At 66.8% G+C, this 15,898-nt stretch carries 14 protein-coding genes; 6 read left to right on the plus strand and 8 right to left on the minus strand.

Annotated features, from left to right (window positions below):
• Nucleotides 1–36 precede the first annotated feature (36 nt).
• The 4 genes from IFT87_RS04180 to IFT87_RS04195 all read left to right on the plus strand — a co-directional run bounded on the left by IFT87_RS04180 (nucleotide 37) and on the right by IFT87_RS04195 (nucleotide 5,077).
• Nucleotides 37–969: a lysylphosphatidylglycerol synthase domain-containing protein gene (locus tag IFT87_RS04180; RefSeq protein ID WP_192007619.1), complete on the plus strand. Its 933-nt coding sequence runs from the start codon at nucleotides 37–39 to the stop codon at nucleotides 967–969.
• A gap of 55 nt (nucleotides 970–1,024) precedes the next feature.
• Nucleotides 1,025–1,822: a hypothetical protein gene (locus IFT87_RS04185; protein WP_249403172.1), complete on the plus strand. Its 798-nt coding sequence runs from the start codon at nucleotides 1,025–1,027 to the stop codon at nucleotides 1,820–1,822.
• 87 nt (nucleotides 1,823–1,909) lie between these two features.
• Complete coding sequence (locus tag IFT87_RS04190; protein ID WP_192007621.1) at nucleotides 1,910–4,363, plus strand: prolyl oligopeptidase family serine peptidase; 2,454 nt, start codon at nucleotides 1,910–1,912, stop codon at nucleotides 4,361–4,363.
• Between the two features lie 60 nt (nucleotides 4,364–4,423).
• Nucleotides 4,424–5,077 carry an SOS response-associated peptidase family protein gene (locus IFT87_RS04195; RefSeq protein WP_192007623.1) on the plus strand — a complete coding sequence of 218 codons (654 nt, stop codon included), beginning with the start codon at nucleotides 4,424–4,426 and terminating at the stop codon, nucleotides 5,075–5,077.
• A 103-nt stretch (nucleotides 5,078–5,180) separates the two neighbouring features.
• Here the strand turns inward: IFT87_RS04195 and IFT87_RS04200 are convergent, their stop codons facing one another.
• The 3 genes from IFT87_RS04200 to IFT87_RS04210 all read right to left on the minus strand — a co-directional run bounded on the left by IFT87_RS04200 (nucleotide 5,181) and on the right by IFT87_RS04210 (nucleotide 6,835).
• Nucleotides 5,181–5,762: a hypothetical protein gene (locus IFT87_RS04200; RefSeq protein WP_159511613.1), complete on the minus strand. Its 582-nt coding sequence runs from the start codon at nucleotides 5,760–5,762 to the stop codon at nucleotides 5,181–5,183.
• A 12-nt stretch (nucleotides 5,763–5,774) separates the two neighbouring features.
• Nucleotides 5,775–6,197 (minus strand): hypothetical protein, encoded by a 423-nt coding sequence (locus tag IFT87_RS04205; RefSeq protein WP_037531788.1) that lies wholly within the window; start codon nucleotides 6,195–6,197, stop codon nucleotides 5,775–5,777.
• Between the two features lie 179 nt (nucleotides 6,198–6,376).
• Nucleotides 6,377–6,835, minus strand: coding sequence for a membrane protein (locus tag IFT87_RS04210; protein ID WP_031440233.1), 459 nt, complete (start codon nucleotides 6,833–6,835; stop codon nucleotides 6,377–6,379).
• Nucleotides 6,836–7,025: 190 nt separating this feature from the next.
• Between IFT87_RS04210 and IFT87_RS04215 the strand changes: the two genes are divergently transcribed.
• Nucleotides 7,026–7,397, plus strand: a complete 372-nt coding sequence (locus tag IFT87_RS04215) for a hypothetical protein (protein ID WP_052149303.1) — start codon at nucleotides 7,026–7,028, stop codon at nucleotides 7,395–7,397.
• A 68-nt stretch (nucleotides 7,398–7,465) separates the two neighbouring features.
• On the opposite strand, the gene IFT87_RS04220 is transcribed toward IFT87_RS04215, so the two are convergent.
• Nucleotides 7,466–9,340 (minus strand): sensor domain-containing phosphodiesterase, encoded by a 1,875-nt coding sequence (locus tag IFT87_RS04220; RefSeq protein ID WP_197975099.1) that lies wholly within the window; start codon nucleotides 9,338–9,340, stop codon nucleotides 7,466–7,468.
• A 316-nt stretch (nucleotides 9,341–9,656) separates the two neighbouring features.
• On the opposite strand from IFT87_RS04220, the gene IFT87_RS04225 reads away from it, so the two are divergent.
• Nucleotides 9,657–9,815 (plus strand): hypothetical protein, encoded by a 159-nt coding sequence (locus IFT87_RS04225; RefSeq protein WP_156363512.1) that lies wholly within the window; start codon nucleotides 9,657–9,659, stop codon nucleotides 9,813–9,815.
• An 81-nt stretch (nucleotides 9,816–9,896) separates the two neighbouring features.
• Here IFT87_RS04225 and IFT87_RS04230 read toward each other — a convergent pair whose 3' ends face one another.
• The 4 genes from IFT87_RS04230 to kdpB are packed head-to-tail and all read right to left on the minus strand — an operon-like array spanning nucleotide 9,897 to nucleotide 15,898.
• Entirely contained in the window at nucleotides 9,897–10,583 is a 687-nt protein-coding gene (locus IFT87_RS04230; protein ID WP_031440230.1) for a response regulator transcription factor, read from the minus strand.
• Nucleotides 10,584–13,259 carry a sensor histidine kinase gene (locus IFT87_RS04235; protein ID WP_031440229.1) on the minus strand — a complete coding sequence of 892 codons (2,676 nt, stop codon included), beginning with the start codon at nucleotides 13,257–13,259 and terminating at the stop codon, nucleotides 10,584–10,586.
• Complete coding sequence (gene kdpC, locus IFT87_RS04240; protein ID WP_031440228.1) at nucleotides 13,259–13,849, minus strand: potassium-transporting ATPase subunit KdpC; 591 nt, start codon at nucleotides 13,847–13,849, stop codon at nucleotides 13,259–13,261. The genes IFT87_RS04235 and kdpC overlap by 1 nt, the downstream gene beginning before the upstream one ends.
• A gap of 12 nt (nucleotides 13,850–13,861) precedes the next feature.
• A complete protein-coding gene (kdpB, locus tag IFT87_RS04245) occupies nucleotides 13,862–15,898 on the minus strand; it encodes a potassium-transporting ATPase subunit KdpB (protein WP_192007625.1) in 2,037 nt (678 codons plus the stop codon).

Genomic DNA, 15,898 nt, shown 5'->3' on the forward strand with positions numbered 1-15,898 from the left:
CCGTCAGGGTGGCGACGTCTCCTGTCATCGTCGTCGGTGCGAACGGCAGCCGCTGCTGCCGCGATGCTCGCCGTCGTCGCGATCGCCCTGTCGGCACTCGCAAGCCTGCTAGACGGGGTCGACTGGTCCGACGTCCGCGACGCGCTCACGCGGATCGGCTGGGTCCGGCTGCTGCTCGCGGCCGGGATCACCGCAACCAGCTACGGCGTGCTGACCGGCTATGACGTGATCGCGCTGCGGGTCATCGGGCGACGGGTTGCCTATCCCCGTGCGGCGCTCGCCTCGTTCACCAGCTATGTCTTCAGTCACAATTTCGGGTTCGCGCTGCTGACCGGCGGAACCGCGCGGTGGCGGATCTACCAGCCCGCAGGGCTGACGATCGGCGAAGTCGGCCATGTCATGGTGCTGACCGGCCTGACCTTCTGGTCCGGGGTGCTCTTGCTGCTCGGGATCGGGCTGATCGCCAGTCCCGACAGGCTGGCGATTGCCGGCCTTGCGATATCCTACCCGGTGCATGCCGCGATCGGCGCGGCGAGCCTTGCCCTGCTGGGCGTGGTGCTGGTCCTGCTCCACCGGCGTGGCGGTCGGATGATCGTCGCGTTCGGCCGCTCGATCCCCGTGCCTCGCACGCGGCAGGCACTCATCCAGATGATGATGGCGAGCATCGACCTCGTCCTCGCGGCGCTGGTGTTGGTCGTCCTGCTGCCCGGTGCGTCGCTTGCCCTGCTTCCCGGCCTGTTGCTCGGGTACCTCGTGGCGATCACGACGGGACTCATCACCCACGCCCCGGGCGGCGTGGGCGTGTTCGAAGCGGTGATGCTGGCAAGCCTCCCCGAGATCGACCGCGCGACGCTGTTCGCCGCCTTGCTCGCCTATCGGATGGTCTATTTCCTGATCCCGCTGGCCATCGGGATGGTGCTGTTCGCGCTTCATGAAGTCGACCTGCGGGCCCGCGTAAGGTCGGCGTAAGTCGGCGCGGCAATGAGCGCATGTCCTCATGCACTATCCATCGGAACCCGTTACCATGATCATCCGCGCGCGGCCCAGCGCCCCGTTTTCCCTCGCAGCGTTCTGCGCCCCCGCCCTCCTTGCCGCCAGCACCGGCGCTGCCGCGCAGACGCGATCGGCAGACGCCCAGCCGGTACCGGGCGCGACCGCGATCGCGGGGGCGACGTCCGCGGCGATCCCCGCCATCCCCGAACCGATGATCTTCGACATGGTCCGGCCACTCGGCGCACGGCGCGGCGAGCTCGAGACCAACACGCTCGCCCAGGTCAATCTCAGCGGACCGTCGCGCCATGTCGAATGGGCGCCTGAGGTCGAATATGCGGTCGCCGACGGCTTTGCGGTCGAGCTCGAGCTGCCGTTCACCAATAGCCGGCTGACCGATCTCAAAATGGGGCTGCAGGGAACATTCGGCACGTTTCGCGGCGGACGCAGCATCCACGGCGTCCAGTATCTCGGGCTTCACAATCGCCGCGATGGGGGGTGGTCGAGCAGCCTGGTCTATCTGCTCGGCAACCGCTTCGGCGAACGGTTGAGCACGATGACGATGATCGGCGCGGGCGACGTGACGCTCAGGAGCACGAAGGGCACCGGGCTGATCGTCAATCACTCGACATTCTGGGATGTCGATGACGGCACCGTGCTCGGGTTCGAGGTAAACCGGCAGACGGGGGCGAGCGGCCATTGGCTCTTGATGCCACAGCTGCACCGCGCGATCGGGCGGAAGGTCTCGGCGCAGATCGGTGCGGGCGCCGAACGCGCCGTGTCGGGTCCATTCCGACCGCGCGTCGGCCTGCGCATCATCCGCGAATTCTGAGGTGCCAGCTGCCACGCAGGCCGGGCCCGCTGGTGCCGGCACGCCCGACATGCCACACCCCTGACATATCAGAACAAGGGGTTATGAATGCGCGCCAGTGCCTGTTTGATCGCTCTCCTCCTCGTCACGACCAGCGCGGTCGTCTCCGGCGCCAGCGCGCAGACGCCGGGCACGCCCTATCACCGCGCGCCCGATGCGATCGCACGGGCGCTGGAGACACCCCCGACCCCGGGCGTCTCGGTCAGCCCCGACCACCGGACGCTCGCGATCCTCGGTCGCGAGAATCTTCCGTCGATCGCCAATCTGTCCAAACCGATCCTGCGGCTCGGTGGCTATCGCATCGATCCCGCGACCAACGGCCAGGCCGAGGTCCGCGTACAGTGGCTGAACGCGCTGCAGTTCAAGGATCTGGCGAGCGGCAAGACCATTAATGTCGCGCTGCCGGCCGGACTACGCTTTGCCGCACCCGACTGGTCGCCCGACGGCACCCGCCTCGCCTTCTACGCACAGCAGCCCGACGGTCTCTCGCTGTGGATCGCCGAGCGTGACGGCAGCGCGCGCATGGTGGCCAGCGGCCTGAACGGCACGTTCGGCACGCCGTTCGCCTGGATGCCCGACAGCACGGCGCTGATCGCCTACACCGTCCCCGCGAACCGCGGCCCCGCGCCGGTCGCCGGCGACACGCCGACGGGCCCCGTCGTCCAGGAAAGTGCAGGCCGATCGTCGGCGGCGCGAACCTATGAGGATCTGCTCGGCGATGCGCAGGACGAGGCCCTGTTCGATCATTATTTCACGGGCCAGCTCGTCCGGATCGCGCTGTCGGGTGCCGCCCGGCCGATCGGGGCACCCGGGCTCATCACCGAGTTCAGCGTCTCGCCCGACGGCCGGTATCTGCTGACCGAACGGCTCAAGCGCCCCTATTCCTATCTGCTGCCCGCGCGCTATTTCCCGACCGAGATCGCCGTCGCGACGATCGATGGCCAGCGGGTACGGACGCTGGTCGATCGCCCGCTCGCCGACGATCTTCCGGTCGACTTCGACGCCGCCGTCAAGGGACCGCGCGAGGCGATGTGGCGATCCGACGCCCCCGCCACGCTCGTCTGGGCGGAAGCGCTCGACGGCGGCAATCCGCGTGCGAAGGTCGCCTTCCACGACGTGGTCAAGATGCAGGCAGCACCGTTCGAAGCAGCGCCGGTCGATCTGGCGATGACCCCGGCGCGCTATGCGACGACCTTCTGGGGCGATGACGGCTTCGCGATGGTCGTCGATCGCGAATGGCGGTCGCGGACCGAACACCGGCTCGCGGTCGCACCGGCGCGACCGGGCCAGGCGCGCACGCTGCTGACCCGCAATTATCAGGACCAATATGGCGACCCGGGTCGGCCGGTCGTCGAATCGAACGCCGCGGGCAAACCGGTGATGCGCTTCACCCCGGACCATAAGGCCGTCTACGTCACCGGCGACGGTGCGACCAAGGCGGGCGCCTTCCCCTTCCTTGCGACGCTGCCGCTTACAGGCGGCGAACAGACGCGGCTATGGTCCGCCAAGCCGCCCTATTACGAAACCGTCGTCGCGATGCTCGACGATACCGGGCAGCGCATCCTCACGCGCCGCGAAAGTGCGAAGCTCGCCCCCAATTACGTCGTGCGCAGCGTCAGGGGCGGCAGTGCCAAGCCGGTCACCGCGTTCGCCGATCCTGCCCCGGTGTTCGCCGGCGTGACGCAGCGCACGATCACCTATCCCCGCGCCGACGGGCTTGCGCTGTCCGGGTCGCTCTACCTGCCCGCGGGCTATGATGCGAAGCGCGACGGGCCGCTGCCGACCTTGCTCTGGGCGTACCCCGCCGAATTCACCGATGCGAAGGTCGCCGGGCAGACCGTCGACCAGGGCAATCGCTTCGTGCGCCCACGCGGCATCAGCCACCTGTTCCTGCTGACCCAGGGCTATGCGATCCTCGACAATCCGGCGATGCCGATCATCGGCGAAGGCGGCACGGAGGCGAACGACACCTACGTCAAGCAACTCCAGCAGAATGCGCAGGCGGCGGTCGATGCCGTCGTCAAGCTCGGGGTCGCCGACCGGACCCGCATGGCGGTCGGCGGGCACAGCTATGGCGCGTTCATGACCGCCAATCTGCTCGCGCATACCGATCTCTTCCGCGCAGGCATCGCCCGGTCGGGCGCGTATAACCGCACGCTGACCCCGTTCGGTTTCCAGGCCGAACAGCGGACCTATTGGCAGGCGACGCCGACCTATACCGAAATGAGCCCGTTCACCTATGCCGACCGGATCAAGGCGCCGATCCTGCTGATCCACGGCGGCGCGGACGACAATAGCGGGACCTTCCCGATCCAGTCCGAACGCATGTACGCTGCGCTCAAGGGCAATGGTGCGACCGTGCGCTACGTCGTCCTGCCGAACGAGCCGCACGGCTATCGCGCGCTGGAGTCGACCGAAGAGACGCTGTGGCAGATGACGGACTGGCTGGACCGCTACGTGAAGCCGAAGCCGGCAACGGAGACGGCGGAGCGCCGGCCGTGACCGGGCGGTGCTCCTTTCCGCAGGCTTGCGCGACCGCCGATCGCATCGCATCCCCACCCCATGTGTAATCGCGCGCGGTTCAAGGGCGAGCCCGAAACCCTGACCCAGGTCTTTGGCGCGGGCTGGCTGACGCCAAGGCCGATGGATAACCGGTTCAATCCGACCGAGCTCTATCCCAAAAGCCGCGCCTATGTGATCCGCGAGCAGGACGGGGCCCGCGGGCTCGACGTGATGCAGTGGGACGTGACCGCCGGGCAGGCGCCATGGCCGATGACCAATGTCCGCAACCTCGCGCTCCCACAGTGGAAAGCGCTCGCGGCGAACCCCGAAAACCGGTGCCTGATCCCGCTCACCGAATTCTGCGAATGGACGCCCGACCCCGTTGATCGCGGCGACGGGAAAAAGCCCATCAAGGGCGAGATGTGGTTCGACGTCATCGACCAGGACGTGTTTGCGATCGCCGGATTCTGGCGCCAGATCGGCGAGCAGCGCTATTTCGCGATGGTCACCTGCGACGCGAATGACCTGGTCGCGCCGATCCACCCCAAGGCGATGATCACCATCCTACATCCGGACAGTCACGCGCTCTGGCTCACCGGTCGCTACGACGACGTCGTGGCACTGCAGCGCCCCTATCCGGCCAGCCGGATGACGGTGCGCGGCCCCGTCTTTCCGACCCGCACCGCCGCGCCAACGGGCCGCACCCTGCTATAAGTGTCGAACTACCCAGCGCGGCAGCGGGCCGCGCGCCAACGCCAAGCGGCAATCACCCACAACCATGATCAGGCGGGCGGCGTACCGCCCGCCTGACCGATCGTCACTTGGGGGCGGACGGCGCGGCGGGCGCGACCGTGGTGGCGACAGGCGTCGCGGCGATCGGCGCACCCGGCGACGCCACCGTCGCGGCCGGGGATTTCATCGTCTGGCGGATGAACACGGTCTGGTTGATCTGCTCGAACGCCGTCTGATAGACCGACACGTCGTAGATCGGCTCTTCGTCCTGCGCCCCGGAGCCATAGACGGTCGATTTGACTTTCCCCATGACGAAGCTCAGCCGCACATGCGTCGTCGACGGGCTGGTCTGCTCGATAAAGGCCGAGACGATCGGCGTCTTCTTCGATTTACCGAAACCGGTCCACAGGCTGTACGACATCTTGCCCTTGGTCGAGGCGATACCGGTGATCAGCCCGGTGTCCTTGTCGGCGGCCTGGATACGATAGCCCGAATCCTGCAGCACCGACATGACGGCGCCGAACACCTGATCCTTGCTCGCCTCAATGTCCCGACCCTGCAGTTGCTGGAGTTCGAGCGACGACATGACGACCGGCTTTTTTGCAAGGACGACAGACGCGTCGAGGCACGCACCCGCCATGGCGAGCGCTACGATAAGCTTCTTCATTGATATTCCCCCTTAAAACGAACTGCTGCGGCTTTGAAAATCGCTGACCACCTTGTTCGCGTCGAACTTGATCACGAGTGTCATGGCGCGCGACGACTGGCTCGACCGCGACTTCTTGTTGCTGAACCCCAGACCGCCCAGCCCCGCGGCGCCGCCGCCACCACCGCCGCCGAACAGGCCGATCGAAAACCCCGATGTCTTGTCGTAAGACACCGTGGCATGGCGGTCATAGACCCACATTTCCTGTCCGGAACCATCGATAGTGGTAATGTTGGGCCCGCCAAACGCCTCGATGATCTGTGCCTGCGTCGTGGTGCCGACCTTCAGGTTCATCTGCACCATGCCGTGCGTCAGCGTGTTCGGATCATCCTTCGCCGAAACCCCTGCCGGAACCGTCGCCGCAAATGCCGCAGCCAGAATGATTGCTCGAATCATAGATCCCCCCGTAATATCTCGCGCTTATCACTGTTGTTTGTGCGCGAGAAGGCGGAGCCGGAGGCAATAGATCGATATCTGATGTATTGTGGCGAAGCGAAGTCTGAAGACAGCCAGATCTAGTCGGAGATCGTGCCGTCAGCGGAGGCGTGGTGGCCGCCGCTGACGGCGATCCGGCGTCAGGCGTGCGCCGGCCTGGCGTGAACGATCGCGGTCGCCGCGGACATCAGGATCGCGTCCTCGACGAACCCGGTGCTCGTCTGCCCCCAGCGTTCCATCGCCCATTTGCGGGCGGCGAGGCCACCATAGGATGACAGGATCGCCGCACCGATCCCGAGCGCTGCGCCCGTCAGCTGACGCTTTGGCGGGGCGAGCGCCGCGCCGGCAAAGCCGCCCGTGATCGTGCGCGCGAGCAGACCGAGGAACACCGTACGATCGGGCGCGGTCTTCATCTTATCGCCGGCCATTTCGGCCGCGGCCATCGCCACGCCCCCGGCGGTGATCAGCGGCATCGCCATCAGACGCGCCCCGGCGGTGTCCTCGGGGAGTGTGCCGCGCTGGGCGGCGCCGGCTAGTGCAGCAAGTGGCGTCATCGCACGCTGTCCGGCCACCAGGCCTATCAGAAGGGAACGAAGCATAAGGGATCCTGTCGGTTGGAGCGATTGTCTGATCGGCCTCGTCAACGGATGACACCGTCAATGCGCTCCATCGCTGCGCGCGCTCGATCGTGCACCGACCTGCGTATCACCCCGATACGCAGAGCGGCGCCCGCAAACGCGCTTGAACGTCCCCGATTTGCGCATATGCCGGAATGCATTGGAGCGAACGATGAATGATCCGGCGAATACCAAAAGCGCGGCGTGGGACGGGACCCTAGTCAAAATCTGGCTCGAGCGGCGGCTCGCCGCGGCGAAGCTCGACCAGGCAATGGCGGACCGGCGCGGCTACGAGGCGCAGGACGATTATGACAAGGCGGCCGCCGAGGAATGGGCCTGTCGGGCGCTTCAGGCACCGGACTGCACCGCGGATCAGGCCGGTTTTGCAAAACGGCTCAAGGACCTGATCGCGCAGGACGATTATACCGCAACCGGTATCTATGACGATATCCGGTTCCAGCGCCATGTCCGCAGCCAGCTGCGCAAGATTGCCAAGATGACCAAGACCAATGAAGGGTTCGAAAGGACGCTCCGCTATCAGTAAAGCCGGGCTGCGAGCGCAGCGCAGCGCCCGGATTTCGCGGTACCGCCGGCACTAGGTCGGCCGCATCCTCACGAGGCCCGTGCCATCGCGCCGCTGCCGACACGCCGCGCCTCGCGCTGCCCGTGCTTCGCCAGGAGCGCGGTCGTCGCATCCCGGTCGACCGCGGGGGAAAATACGAATCCCTGGCCAAGCACGCAGCCGATCGCGCGAAGCTGCGCGATCTGCCGGTCCGACTCGATTCCCTCCGCGACGATCCGGATGCCCATCTTCTTGGCGACACGGATCAGCCCTTCGACGATCGTCGCGCTGACACTGTCGGGTTCGAGATGATCGACGAACGTCTTGTCGATCTTGATCACGTCGACGGGCACCGTCAGAAGATGCGTGAGCGACGCGAAACCGGTCCCGAAATCGTCGAGCGCCACCCGGATGCCGTGGTCGCGGAGTGCGCGGATCGCCTCTTGGATCGCCTGGTCGCCTCGGCCCATATACACGGTCTCGGTGACCTCCAAGATGACATGCTCGAGCGAGACGTCATGGCGTTCGAACGCTGATGCGAGCACGCGCGCAATCGCCCCGCCGCTCAAATCCTCCGACGAGACGTTGATCCCGACATGCTGGACCGCGAGACCCAGATCGAGCCAGGTCCGGATGTCGACGGCTACAAGCCCCATCATCCGTTCGGTCAGCGCGGTCGAAACCCGCGCATCGCTGGTGGCTTCGTGGAACGCGGCGGCGGAAATGATCCTGTCGTCAATGCGCATCCGGCACAGCGCTTCCAGACCGACGATCTCACGCGTGTCAAGCCGGAAGATCGGCTGGTAATAGGCCTCGATCCGTCCGTCGCAGAGTGCTGCGCTGACATCGCGGATCGCGTGCAGGCGCCGCGTCATGCTCGAACCCAGCGCGGCCGAATACATCACGAAGCTGCCGCGCGCGGTATCCTTTGCGTGATACAATGCGAAATCAGCGTTCTGGCGCACAGGGTCGGTGACGGGATCGCCCGCGATATAGACCGCGCCACCGATGGTCGCGCGCGGCACGACGATCTGGCCGCCGCAATCGGCGGGTCGGCCCAGCGCATCGAGGATCCGCTGCGCGATCGCATCGGGTTCGGCCAGATCGTCCGCCGACTCCAGGATCAGCGCGAATTCGTCGCCGCCGACCCGAAAGGTCCGCCCGGGCTCCCCCGCCGCCGCGATGCGCTGACCGACGATTCGCAGGACAGCATCGCCGGCCGGATGCCCGAACGTGTCGTTGATCACCTTCAGATTGTCGAAATCGAGCACGAACCGCGCCCAGCGCTCGACCGCCCGTTCCCGGATATCGGCCAATGCCGCATTGAAGGCGGCCCGGTTGGGCAGCTCGGTCAGTGTGTCGGTAAAGGCGCGCCGCTCATGTTCGACGACGCGATTATGGCGGTCAATGGCGATCAGGCAGAGATGCAGGCAATGCTCGACGAGCACGCGTTCGAACGCCGTCGGCCCCCGCGCTTCGCGGTAGTAAAAGGCAAAGGTCGCCACGGTAACGCCGTCCGGATTTGATATCGGACTCGACCAGCAGCCGCGCAGACCAAGCGGCGCCACCAGATGCTTGAAATCGGCCCAGCGCGGATCGGTCGCGATATCCGCGACGCTGACGTCGGTGCCAAGATACGCGGCGGTGCCGCACGACCCCGCCAGCGGCCCGATCGCGGCGCCATCGATCGCCTGCGAATACGACTCCGGAAGACTGGGGCCGGCCAGCGGATGCATCCTGCCCGCGCGGTCGACCGTCAGGACCGAACAGATCACGCCGGGCACCAGCTGCTCGACCTTCTCGCATAACGACCGGCAGGTCACGTCCAGACTCTCGCCCCGTGCAATCCTCTTGAGTATCGCGTTTTGGAGTTGCAGCACCACACGCTGGGTATCATCACCGACTGGATAGGATAGATCGGTCATGGAGAAATCATAAGCCATGGATGCATCTGAGAACAATTTCTATTTACTTTTCATGAACATCCCAAACGGCTATAGTTCAGCCCGATTTGGCATGTATCCATTCGTCAACGGACGCGCACCCAGAACTGTACTGCACGAGCCCTCCGGAGTCCGACCGACACGCACGGACTTCGCCACGGATTGAGGGTCCTTAGCCAAAGAACATATAGCGAACAATAGGTCTTGTCGCGATCTGGTCCCGCGCCTAGGACGCCGCATGGCTGGCACTCGCCGGCGGCGGAACACACGCGGGCGATGCTGCGCGAGGGGCTTGACGATGACGGACGCAGATCGGTGCTATTTCGAACGGCGAGCCGAGCAGGAAATTGCAATGGCCGCCGCCACCGAAGATCCAAGCGCCTGCGCCCGCCATTACGAACTCGCGAACCTGTATCTGTCGCTCATTTCGGAAACGCCCGTCAGCACGGCCGCCTGACGAGGACACCGGCATCGGTCAGGCATCCAAGTCGCGGTGCCCGTCGATGCTATGTCAATCGAGATATCCGCAAGGACCTCGCTACGCATCGGCACGCAAGCGGTAGCCGACGCCCAGTTCGTTGGCGATCACGCTGCCGACTGGTCCCGGGTGCTCCAGCTTCTGCCGCAGGTTGCGGATGACGATGCGGAGGTATTCGACGCGCGGGTCTTCCTCGCCGCCCCAGGCCGCCGCGAGCACGCGCTGATGCGTCACGACGCGGCCGATGTGCCGGGCGAGCACCGCGAGCACGTCATGCTCCTTGCGAGTGAGATGCAGTTCCTCGTCGCCGCGGAACACGACCCGACGATCGAGATCGATGCTGACGTCACCGGTGCGCACGATCTTAGGCGTGGTTTCAGACAGTCCATGATGACGCAGCGCCACGCGCAGGCGGGCGAGCAGTTCCTCGCTGTCGAACGGCTTGGTGATGAAATCATCCGCCCCCAGGTCGAGTGCCGTGACCTTCTCGTCGACCGCATCGCGTGCCGACACCACCAGGATCACGGCATCGCCGTGCGTCCGCAGCAGCGGGATGAGGCTCAACCCGTCGCGGTCGGGCAGACCGAGGTCGAGCAGGACCGCGCTCGGATGCTCGACCGCCGCCTGCTGCAGCGCCTGCCGCCCGTCCTCGGCCTCGACCACGGCATAGCCCGCGCGGGTGAGCGTGTTGCGCAGCAGGCGGCGGATCGCGGCTTCGTCGTCCACCACGAGAATCTTTGCGGGCATTCAGGCGATGCTTTCGGGTTTGAGGTCGCGGACGATGAGCGCGCGGGGGAAGATCAGTGCGAAGGCGGCTCCGCTACCATCGTTGCGGTTCCCGGCCTCGACCATCATGTCCATCGCCTCCGCGAACGCCTTGACGATCGCGAGGCCGAGCCCCGTTCCACCCACCGCGCGATCGGACCCTTCGAGGCGGCGGAACGTCTCGAACACTTCGGTTTCCTTGCCCGGCGGCAGGCCGGGTCCGTGATCCATGACCGCCAGACGAAGCTCGCCGAACCGGTGCCGCCCCTCGATCACGATCTCGGTCCCGGGATCGCCGTAGCGCCCCGCATTGTCGAGCAGGTTGAGCAGGCAATGATGGAGCAGCTGCGGGTCGGTGTAGACCAGTGGAAGATCGGGCGGGACGTCGAGCCGAACCGCATGGCCCTCCAGCGCGCGCCGCGCATCGTGCGCCGCGCCGGTGACCGCATCGCTGAGGTCGGTCGGTTCGATGTTAAGCTTCAATGCGCCCGCCTCGACCCGGGCCATGTCGAGCAGATTGGCGACGAAACGATTGAGCCGCGCGGCCTCGGCCTTGATCGTCGCGATCAGGTCGGGCGTCGCGCCATGCTCGAGCTGGTCCGCCGCGGCAATGACCGCGGTAAGCGGCGTGCGCAGGTCATGGCTCACCGACGACAGCAGCGCCGCGCGCAGGCGGTCGCGCGTCCGCACGGTCTCGACATCGCGCATCTCGACCTCGAGCCGCAACCGCTCGAGCACCAAGGCGGACTGGTCGAGCAGGCTGCTGAGCAGCGGCAGCTGGTCGGCGCGGACCGGGTCGGCCGCGCTATCCTTCGCCACGCCCAGCACGCCCAGCACGCGGCCGCCGGCCTTCAGCGGCTGAAACAGCCACTCCGATGCCGCAAGCGTGCCCGATCCTTTCCCGGCCGCCATCCCCGTGTCCAGCGCCCAGGTCGCCGCGGCGGTATCCATCGTGCCGAGATGATAGCCGGCATCGCTGGCCGCGAGGATCTCCAGGCTCTTGCCGATCCCGGGCACCAGCAGGACGACCTGTACGTCGAGCAGCCCGCGGACGTCGTCGCAGATCATCTGCGCCGCGACGTCGATGTCGTTGACGCTCGTGATCTGGCGCAGAAAACCGGCAAGCGTCGCGTTGGTCCGCGCACTCGCCGCGGCCAGATCCGCCTGCGCCCGGACACGTGAGGTCAGCTGGCTCGTCGCGACCGCGATGGCGAGCAGGACGACGACAGAGACCAGATTTTCGGGATTGCTGATGCTCAGCGTACCGACCGGCGGCAGGAAGAAGAAGTTGTAGGCAAGGCTGGAGGCGATCCCCGCGTAAAGACCGGTCCGCAGGCCATAGAGGCTGGCGGCGGCCATGACCGGCAACAGGTACAACAGCGCGACGTTGCCGAGATCGAGGATGTGGAACAGGGCACTGGCGACGCCGGTGACGCTCGCGACGAGTGCGGTCGTAACTATATAGCCGGCGGGCGTACCCCACCGCGCCGGCCGGCGCCGGCCGCGTTCCCGGCCGCGCGGGTCTGCAGCCACGGGCAGCACATGGACGGTGACCCCCGGGGTATCGCGGATCACGCGGTCGACGACCGAACCGTGCAGGAACTCGAACCACCGCGACCGGTGCGACTTTCCCATGACCAGCTGCGTCGCGCGGGCATCGGCGAGAAAGCCCTGAATACCCGCCACCACATCGGTCGCAGGCACCGTCGCGACGGCTGCACCGAGCTGCGTCGCCAGCGTCATCGCCGCGGCAACGCGTTGATGTTCGGCGTCGGAGAAATTCGCGACGCGCGGGGTTTCGATGAAGAGCGCGGTCCAGGGGCCACGCAGACCGTCGGCCACGCGCTTGGCGGCGCGCACGAGCGTGTCGGCACCGGGCAGTTCGTTGATCGCGACGACGATCCGGTCGCTGCCCGCCCAGGTGCCGCCGAGCCCGAGTGCACGAACGTCGTCGAGCATCCGCGCGTCGACCGCCTGTGCCGCGCGCCGCAGCGCCAGTTCGCGCAAAGCGGACAGGTTCGATTTGGAGAAGAAGTGCGACAGCGCCCGCGTCGCCTCGTGCGGCAGATACACCTTGCCCGCGCGCAGTCGCTCGATCAGCTCGTCGGGCGGGATGTCGACGACCTCGATCTCGGCCATTTCCAGCACGCTGTCGGGTACCGTCTCGCGGACCCGGACGCGGGTGAAGCTGGCGACGATGTCGTTCAGGCTCTCGACGTGCTGGATGTTGACGGTCGAATAGACGTCGATCCCGGCGACCAGCAGTTCCTCTACGTCCTGATAGCGTTTGGGGTGGCGACTGCCCGGCGCGTTGCTATGTGCGAGCTCGTCGACGAGGACGAGACGCGGCGCCCGCGCGAGGATCGCATCGAGATCCATTTCCTCCAGCGTGCGGCCCTCATAGGCGATCGCCCGCCTCGCGATGATCTCGTGGCCGCGGGTCAGCGCCTGGGTTTCCGCCCGGCCGTGCGTCTCGACCACGCCGACGACGACGTCGACGCCGTCGCGGCGCCGCGCCGCGCCCTCGGACAGCATCTCGAACGTCTTGCCGACTCCGGGCGCGGCGCCGAGGAACACCTTGAAACGCCCCCTGCCCTCCTGCGCAGCAGCGCGCAGGAGGGCGTCGGGGTCAGGTCTGCCGTCACCCGAGACCGGCATCAGCGCGCGGGCGCGCCCGAGGCCGACAGGCCGTCGAGCGCGCGGTTGAGCGCCAGCACGTTGACGTGCGGCTCCCCGAGGATGGACGCATCCGTTGCATCCGTGACCAAAGCGCGAACCCGCTCGACCGACACGCCGCGAACACGCGCGATGCGTGGCGCCTGCGTCAGCGCGGCGGCGGGCGACAGGTCGGGGTCGAGGCCCGAACCACTGGCGGTGACCAGATCGGCAGGCACCGGACCAGCCACACCCTCGGCACGGCGTTTCGCGACGTCGGGCGTCACGCGATCGACCAGCGCCTGGCTCGCCGGTCCGAGATTCGACCCCGACGACGCCAGACCGTCATAGCCCTTGCCGGCCGCCGATGGCCGCGTCTGGAAGTAGCGATCGGTCGTGAACGCCTGCCCCACCACGGTCGAGCCAATGACGGTCCCGCGCGCATCGCGCACCAGGCTGCCGTTCGCCTGAGAGGGGAAGATCGCCTGGCCGATCCCGGTCATGGCGAGCGGGTAGACGAGCCCGAGAAGGACCGCGAACAGGATCGTCATGACGATCGCCGGCCGCAGCGCGGAGGTGAAATCCTTGCCCATGTCTGTCTTTCCTTATGCGAGACCGAGGCCACCGACCACAAGGTCGATGAGCTTGATGCCGATGAACGGTGCGACGAGGCCACCCAGACCGTACACCGCGAGGTTGCGTGCGAGCAGCGGTCCGGCTGCCATCGGCCTGTAGGCGACGCCGCGTAGTGCCAGCGGGACGAGGCACGGGATGATGACCGCGTTGAAGATGATCGCCGACAGGATCGCGCTTTCGGGGCTCCCCAACCGCATAACGTTGAGCACGCCGAGCCCCGGATAGAGCACGACGAACATCGCCGGGATGATCGCGAAATATTTCGCGACGTCGTTGGCGACCGAGAAGGTCGTCAGCGCCCCGCGCGTCATCAGCAGCTGCTTGCCGAGGCCGACGACCTCGATCAGCTTGGTCGGATCGCTGTCGAGATCGACCATGTTGCCCGCCTCGCGCGCCGCCTGCGTGCCGGTGTTCATCGCGACCCCGACATCGGCCTGCGCCAAGGCAGGCGCATCGTTGGTGCCGTCACCGCACATCGCGACGAGCCGGCCGCCGGTCTGTTCCTTGCGGATCAGCTCCAGCTTGTCCTCGGGCGTCGCCTGGGCGAGGAAATCGTCCACCCCGGCCTCGGCCGCGATCGCCGCGGCGGTCAGCGGGTTGTCGCCGGTGATCATAACCGTGCGGATGCCCATCGCACGCAGCTCGCCGAACCGCTCGCGGATGCCGGCCTTGACCACGTCCTTGAGGAAGATCGCGCCGAGCAGGCGCCCGTCCTGCGCCACCGCCAGCGGTGTCCCGCCCGCGCGGGCGATCTCGTCGGTGATCCGGCGCAGTTCGGTCGCCGCGGCGGTTTCGCCCGATCCGGCATTGGCGCGCAGGATCGAGTCCACCGCCCCCTTCTGGATCAAGGTGTCGGCCATCTTCACGCCCGAAATGCGGGTCTGCGCGGTGAACGGGATGATCTCGGCCCCGGTAGGGAGCGCGGTGATCGCGACGTTGAATGTTTGCCGCGCGAGCAGCACGATCGAGCGGCCTTCCGGCGTTTCGTCCGCCAGGCTGGCGATCAACGCGGCTTCGGCCAATTGCTGCGCGCTGGTGCCGGAGACCGCGCGGAACTCGCTCGCCTGCCGGTCGCCGATCGTGATCGTACCGGTCTTGTCGAGCAACAGGACGTCGATGTCGCCTGCCGCCTCGACCGCGCGTCCCGACTTGGCGAGCACGTTGAAGCGCACCAGCCGGTCCATGCCCGCGATCCCGATCGCCGACAGCAAGGCGGCGATCGTCGTCGGGATCAGCGTGATGAGCAACGCCGCCAGCATCGCCACCGGGATCGACCCGCCGGCATAGGACGCGAAGCCCGGGACAGTGCCGACCGCGATCAGGAAGATGATCGTCAGCCCGACGAGCAGCAGCGTCAGTGCGATCTCGTTCGGCGTCTTCTGCCGCTCGGCCCCCTCGACCAGCGCGATCATCCGGTCGAGGAACCCCTTGCCGGGTTCGACCGTCACCTTGACGCGGATCTCATCGGAAATGACGCGCGTGCCCGCCGTCACCGCCGAGCGGTCGCCGCCCGCCTCGCGGATCACCGGCGCGCTCTCGCCGGTGATTGCCGCCTCGTTGACCGAGGCGACACCCGAAACGACATCGCCGTCCGACGGGATCAGGTCGTTGGTCTCGACCAGCACGATATCACCGACCTTGAGCTGGCTGGCGGGCACCGCGTCGAACTCGCGCCCGTCGCCTTTGAGCCGCTTGGCGGTCAGTTCCGCCTTGGTCGCGCGCAACGACGCCGCCTGCGCCTTGCCGCGCCCTTCGGCCAAGGCTTCAGCAAACGTGCCGAACAGCACGGTCAGCCACAACCAGATGACGAGCTGGAGCTTGAAGCCGATCGACAGGTTATCCTGCCCGACCACGAGCAGGACGGTCATCAACGCCGCGACCACGGCGGTAACGAACATCACTGGATTGCGAACGAGTTCCTTCGGATTGAGCTTGAGGAACGACGCCTTGATCGCGGGGACGACGAGGTCGGCCGTGAACAGGCTTTTTGTCTGGGTCTTTGCCAT

The organism is Sphingomonas sp. CFBP 8765 (assembly GCF_014841445.1).
Lineage (GTDB): Bacteria > Pseudomonadota > Alphaproteobacteria > Sphingomonadales > Sphingomonadaceae > Sphingomonas > Sphingomonas aerolata.

Coding starts and splice junctions, on each gene's coding strand:
- IFT87_RS04195 (WP_192007623.1), top strand. CDS start 4,424: ATGTGTAATCGCGCGCGGTTCAAGGGCGAGCCCGAAACCCTGACCCAG.
- IFT87_RS04205 (WP_037531788.1), bottom strand. CDS start 6,197: ATGATTCGAGCAATCATTCTGGCTGCGGCATTTGCGGCGACGGTTCCG.
- IFT87_RS04200 (WP_159511613.1), bottom strand. CDS start 5,762: ATGAAGAAGCTTATCGTAGCGCTCGCCATGGCGGGTGCGTGCCTCGAC.
- IFT87_RS04225 (WP_156363512.1), top strand. CDS start 9,657: ATGACGGACGCAGATCGGTGCTATTTCGAACGGCGAGCCGAGCAGGAA.
- IFT87_RS04185 (WP_249403172.1), top strand. CDS start 1,025: ATGATCATCCGCGCGCGGCCCAGCGCCCCGTTTTCCCTCGCAGCGTTC.
- IFT87_RS04230 (WP_031440230.1), bottom strand. CDS start 10,583: ATGCCCGCAAAGATTCTCGTGGTGGACGACGAAGCCGCGATCCGCCGC.
- IFT87_RS04210 (WP_031440233.1), bottom strand. CDS start 6,835: ATGCTTCGTTCCCTTCTGATAGGCCTGGTGGCCGGACAGCGTGCGATG.
- kdpB (WP_192007625.1), bottom strand. CDS start 15,898: ATGGCAAAGACCCAGACAAAAAGCCTGTTCACGGCCGACCTCGTCGTC.
- kdpC (WP_031440228.1), bottom strand. CDS start 13,849: ATGGGCAAGGATTTCACCTCCGCGCTGCGGCCGGCGATCGTCATGACG.
- IFT87_RS04190 (WP_192007621.1), top strand. CDS start 1,910: ATGCGCGCCAGTGCCTGTTTGATCGCTCTCCTCCTCGTCACGACCAGC.
- IFT87_RS04220 (WP_197975099.1), bottom strand. CDS start 9,340: ATGACCGATCTATCCTATCCAGTCGGTGATGATACCCAGCGTGTGGTG.
- IFT87_RS04215 (WP_052149303.1), top strand. CDS start 7,026: ATGAATGATCCGGCGAATACCAAAAGCGCGGCGTGGGACGGGACCCTA.
- IFT87_RS04235 (WP_031440229.1), bottom strand. CDS start 13,259: ATGCCGGTCTCGGGTGACGGCAGACCTGACCCCGACGCCCTCCTGCGC.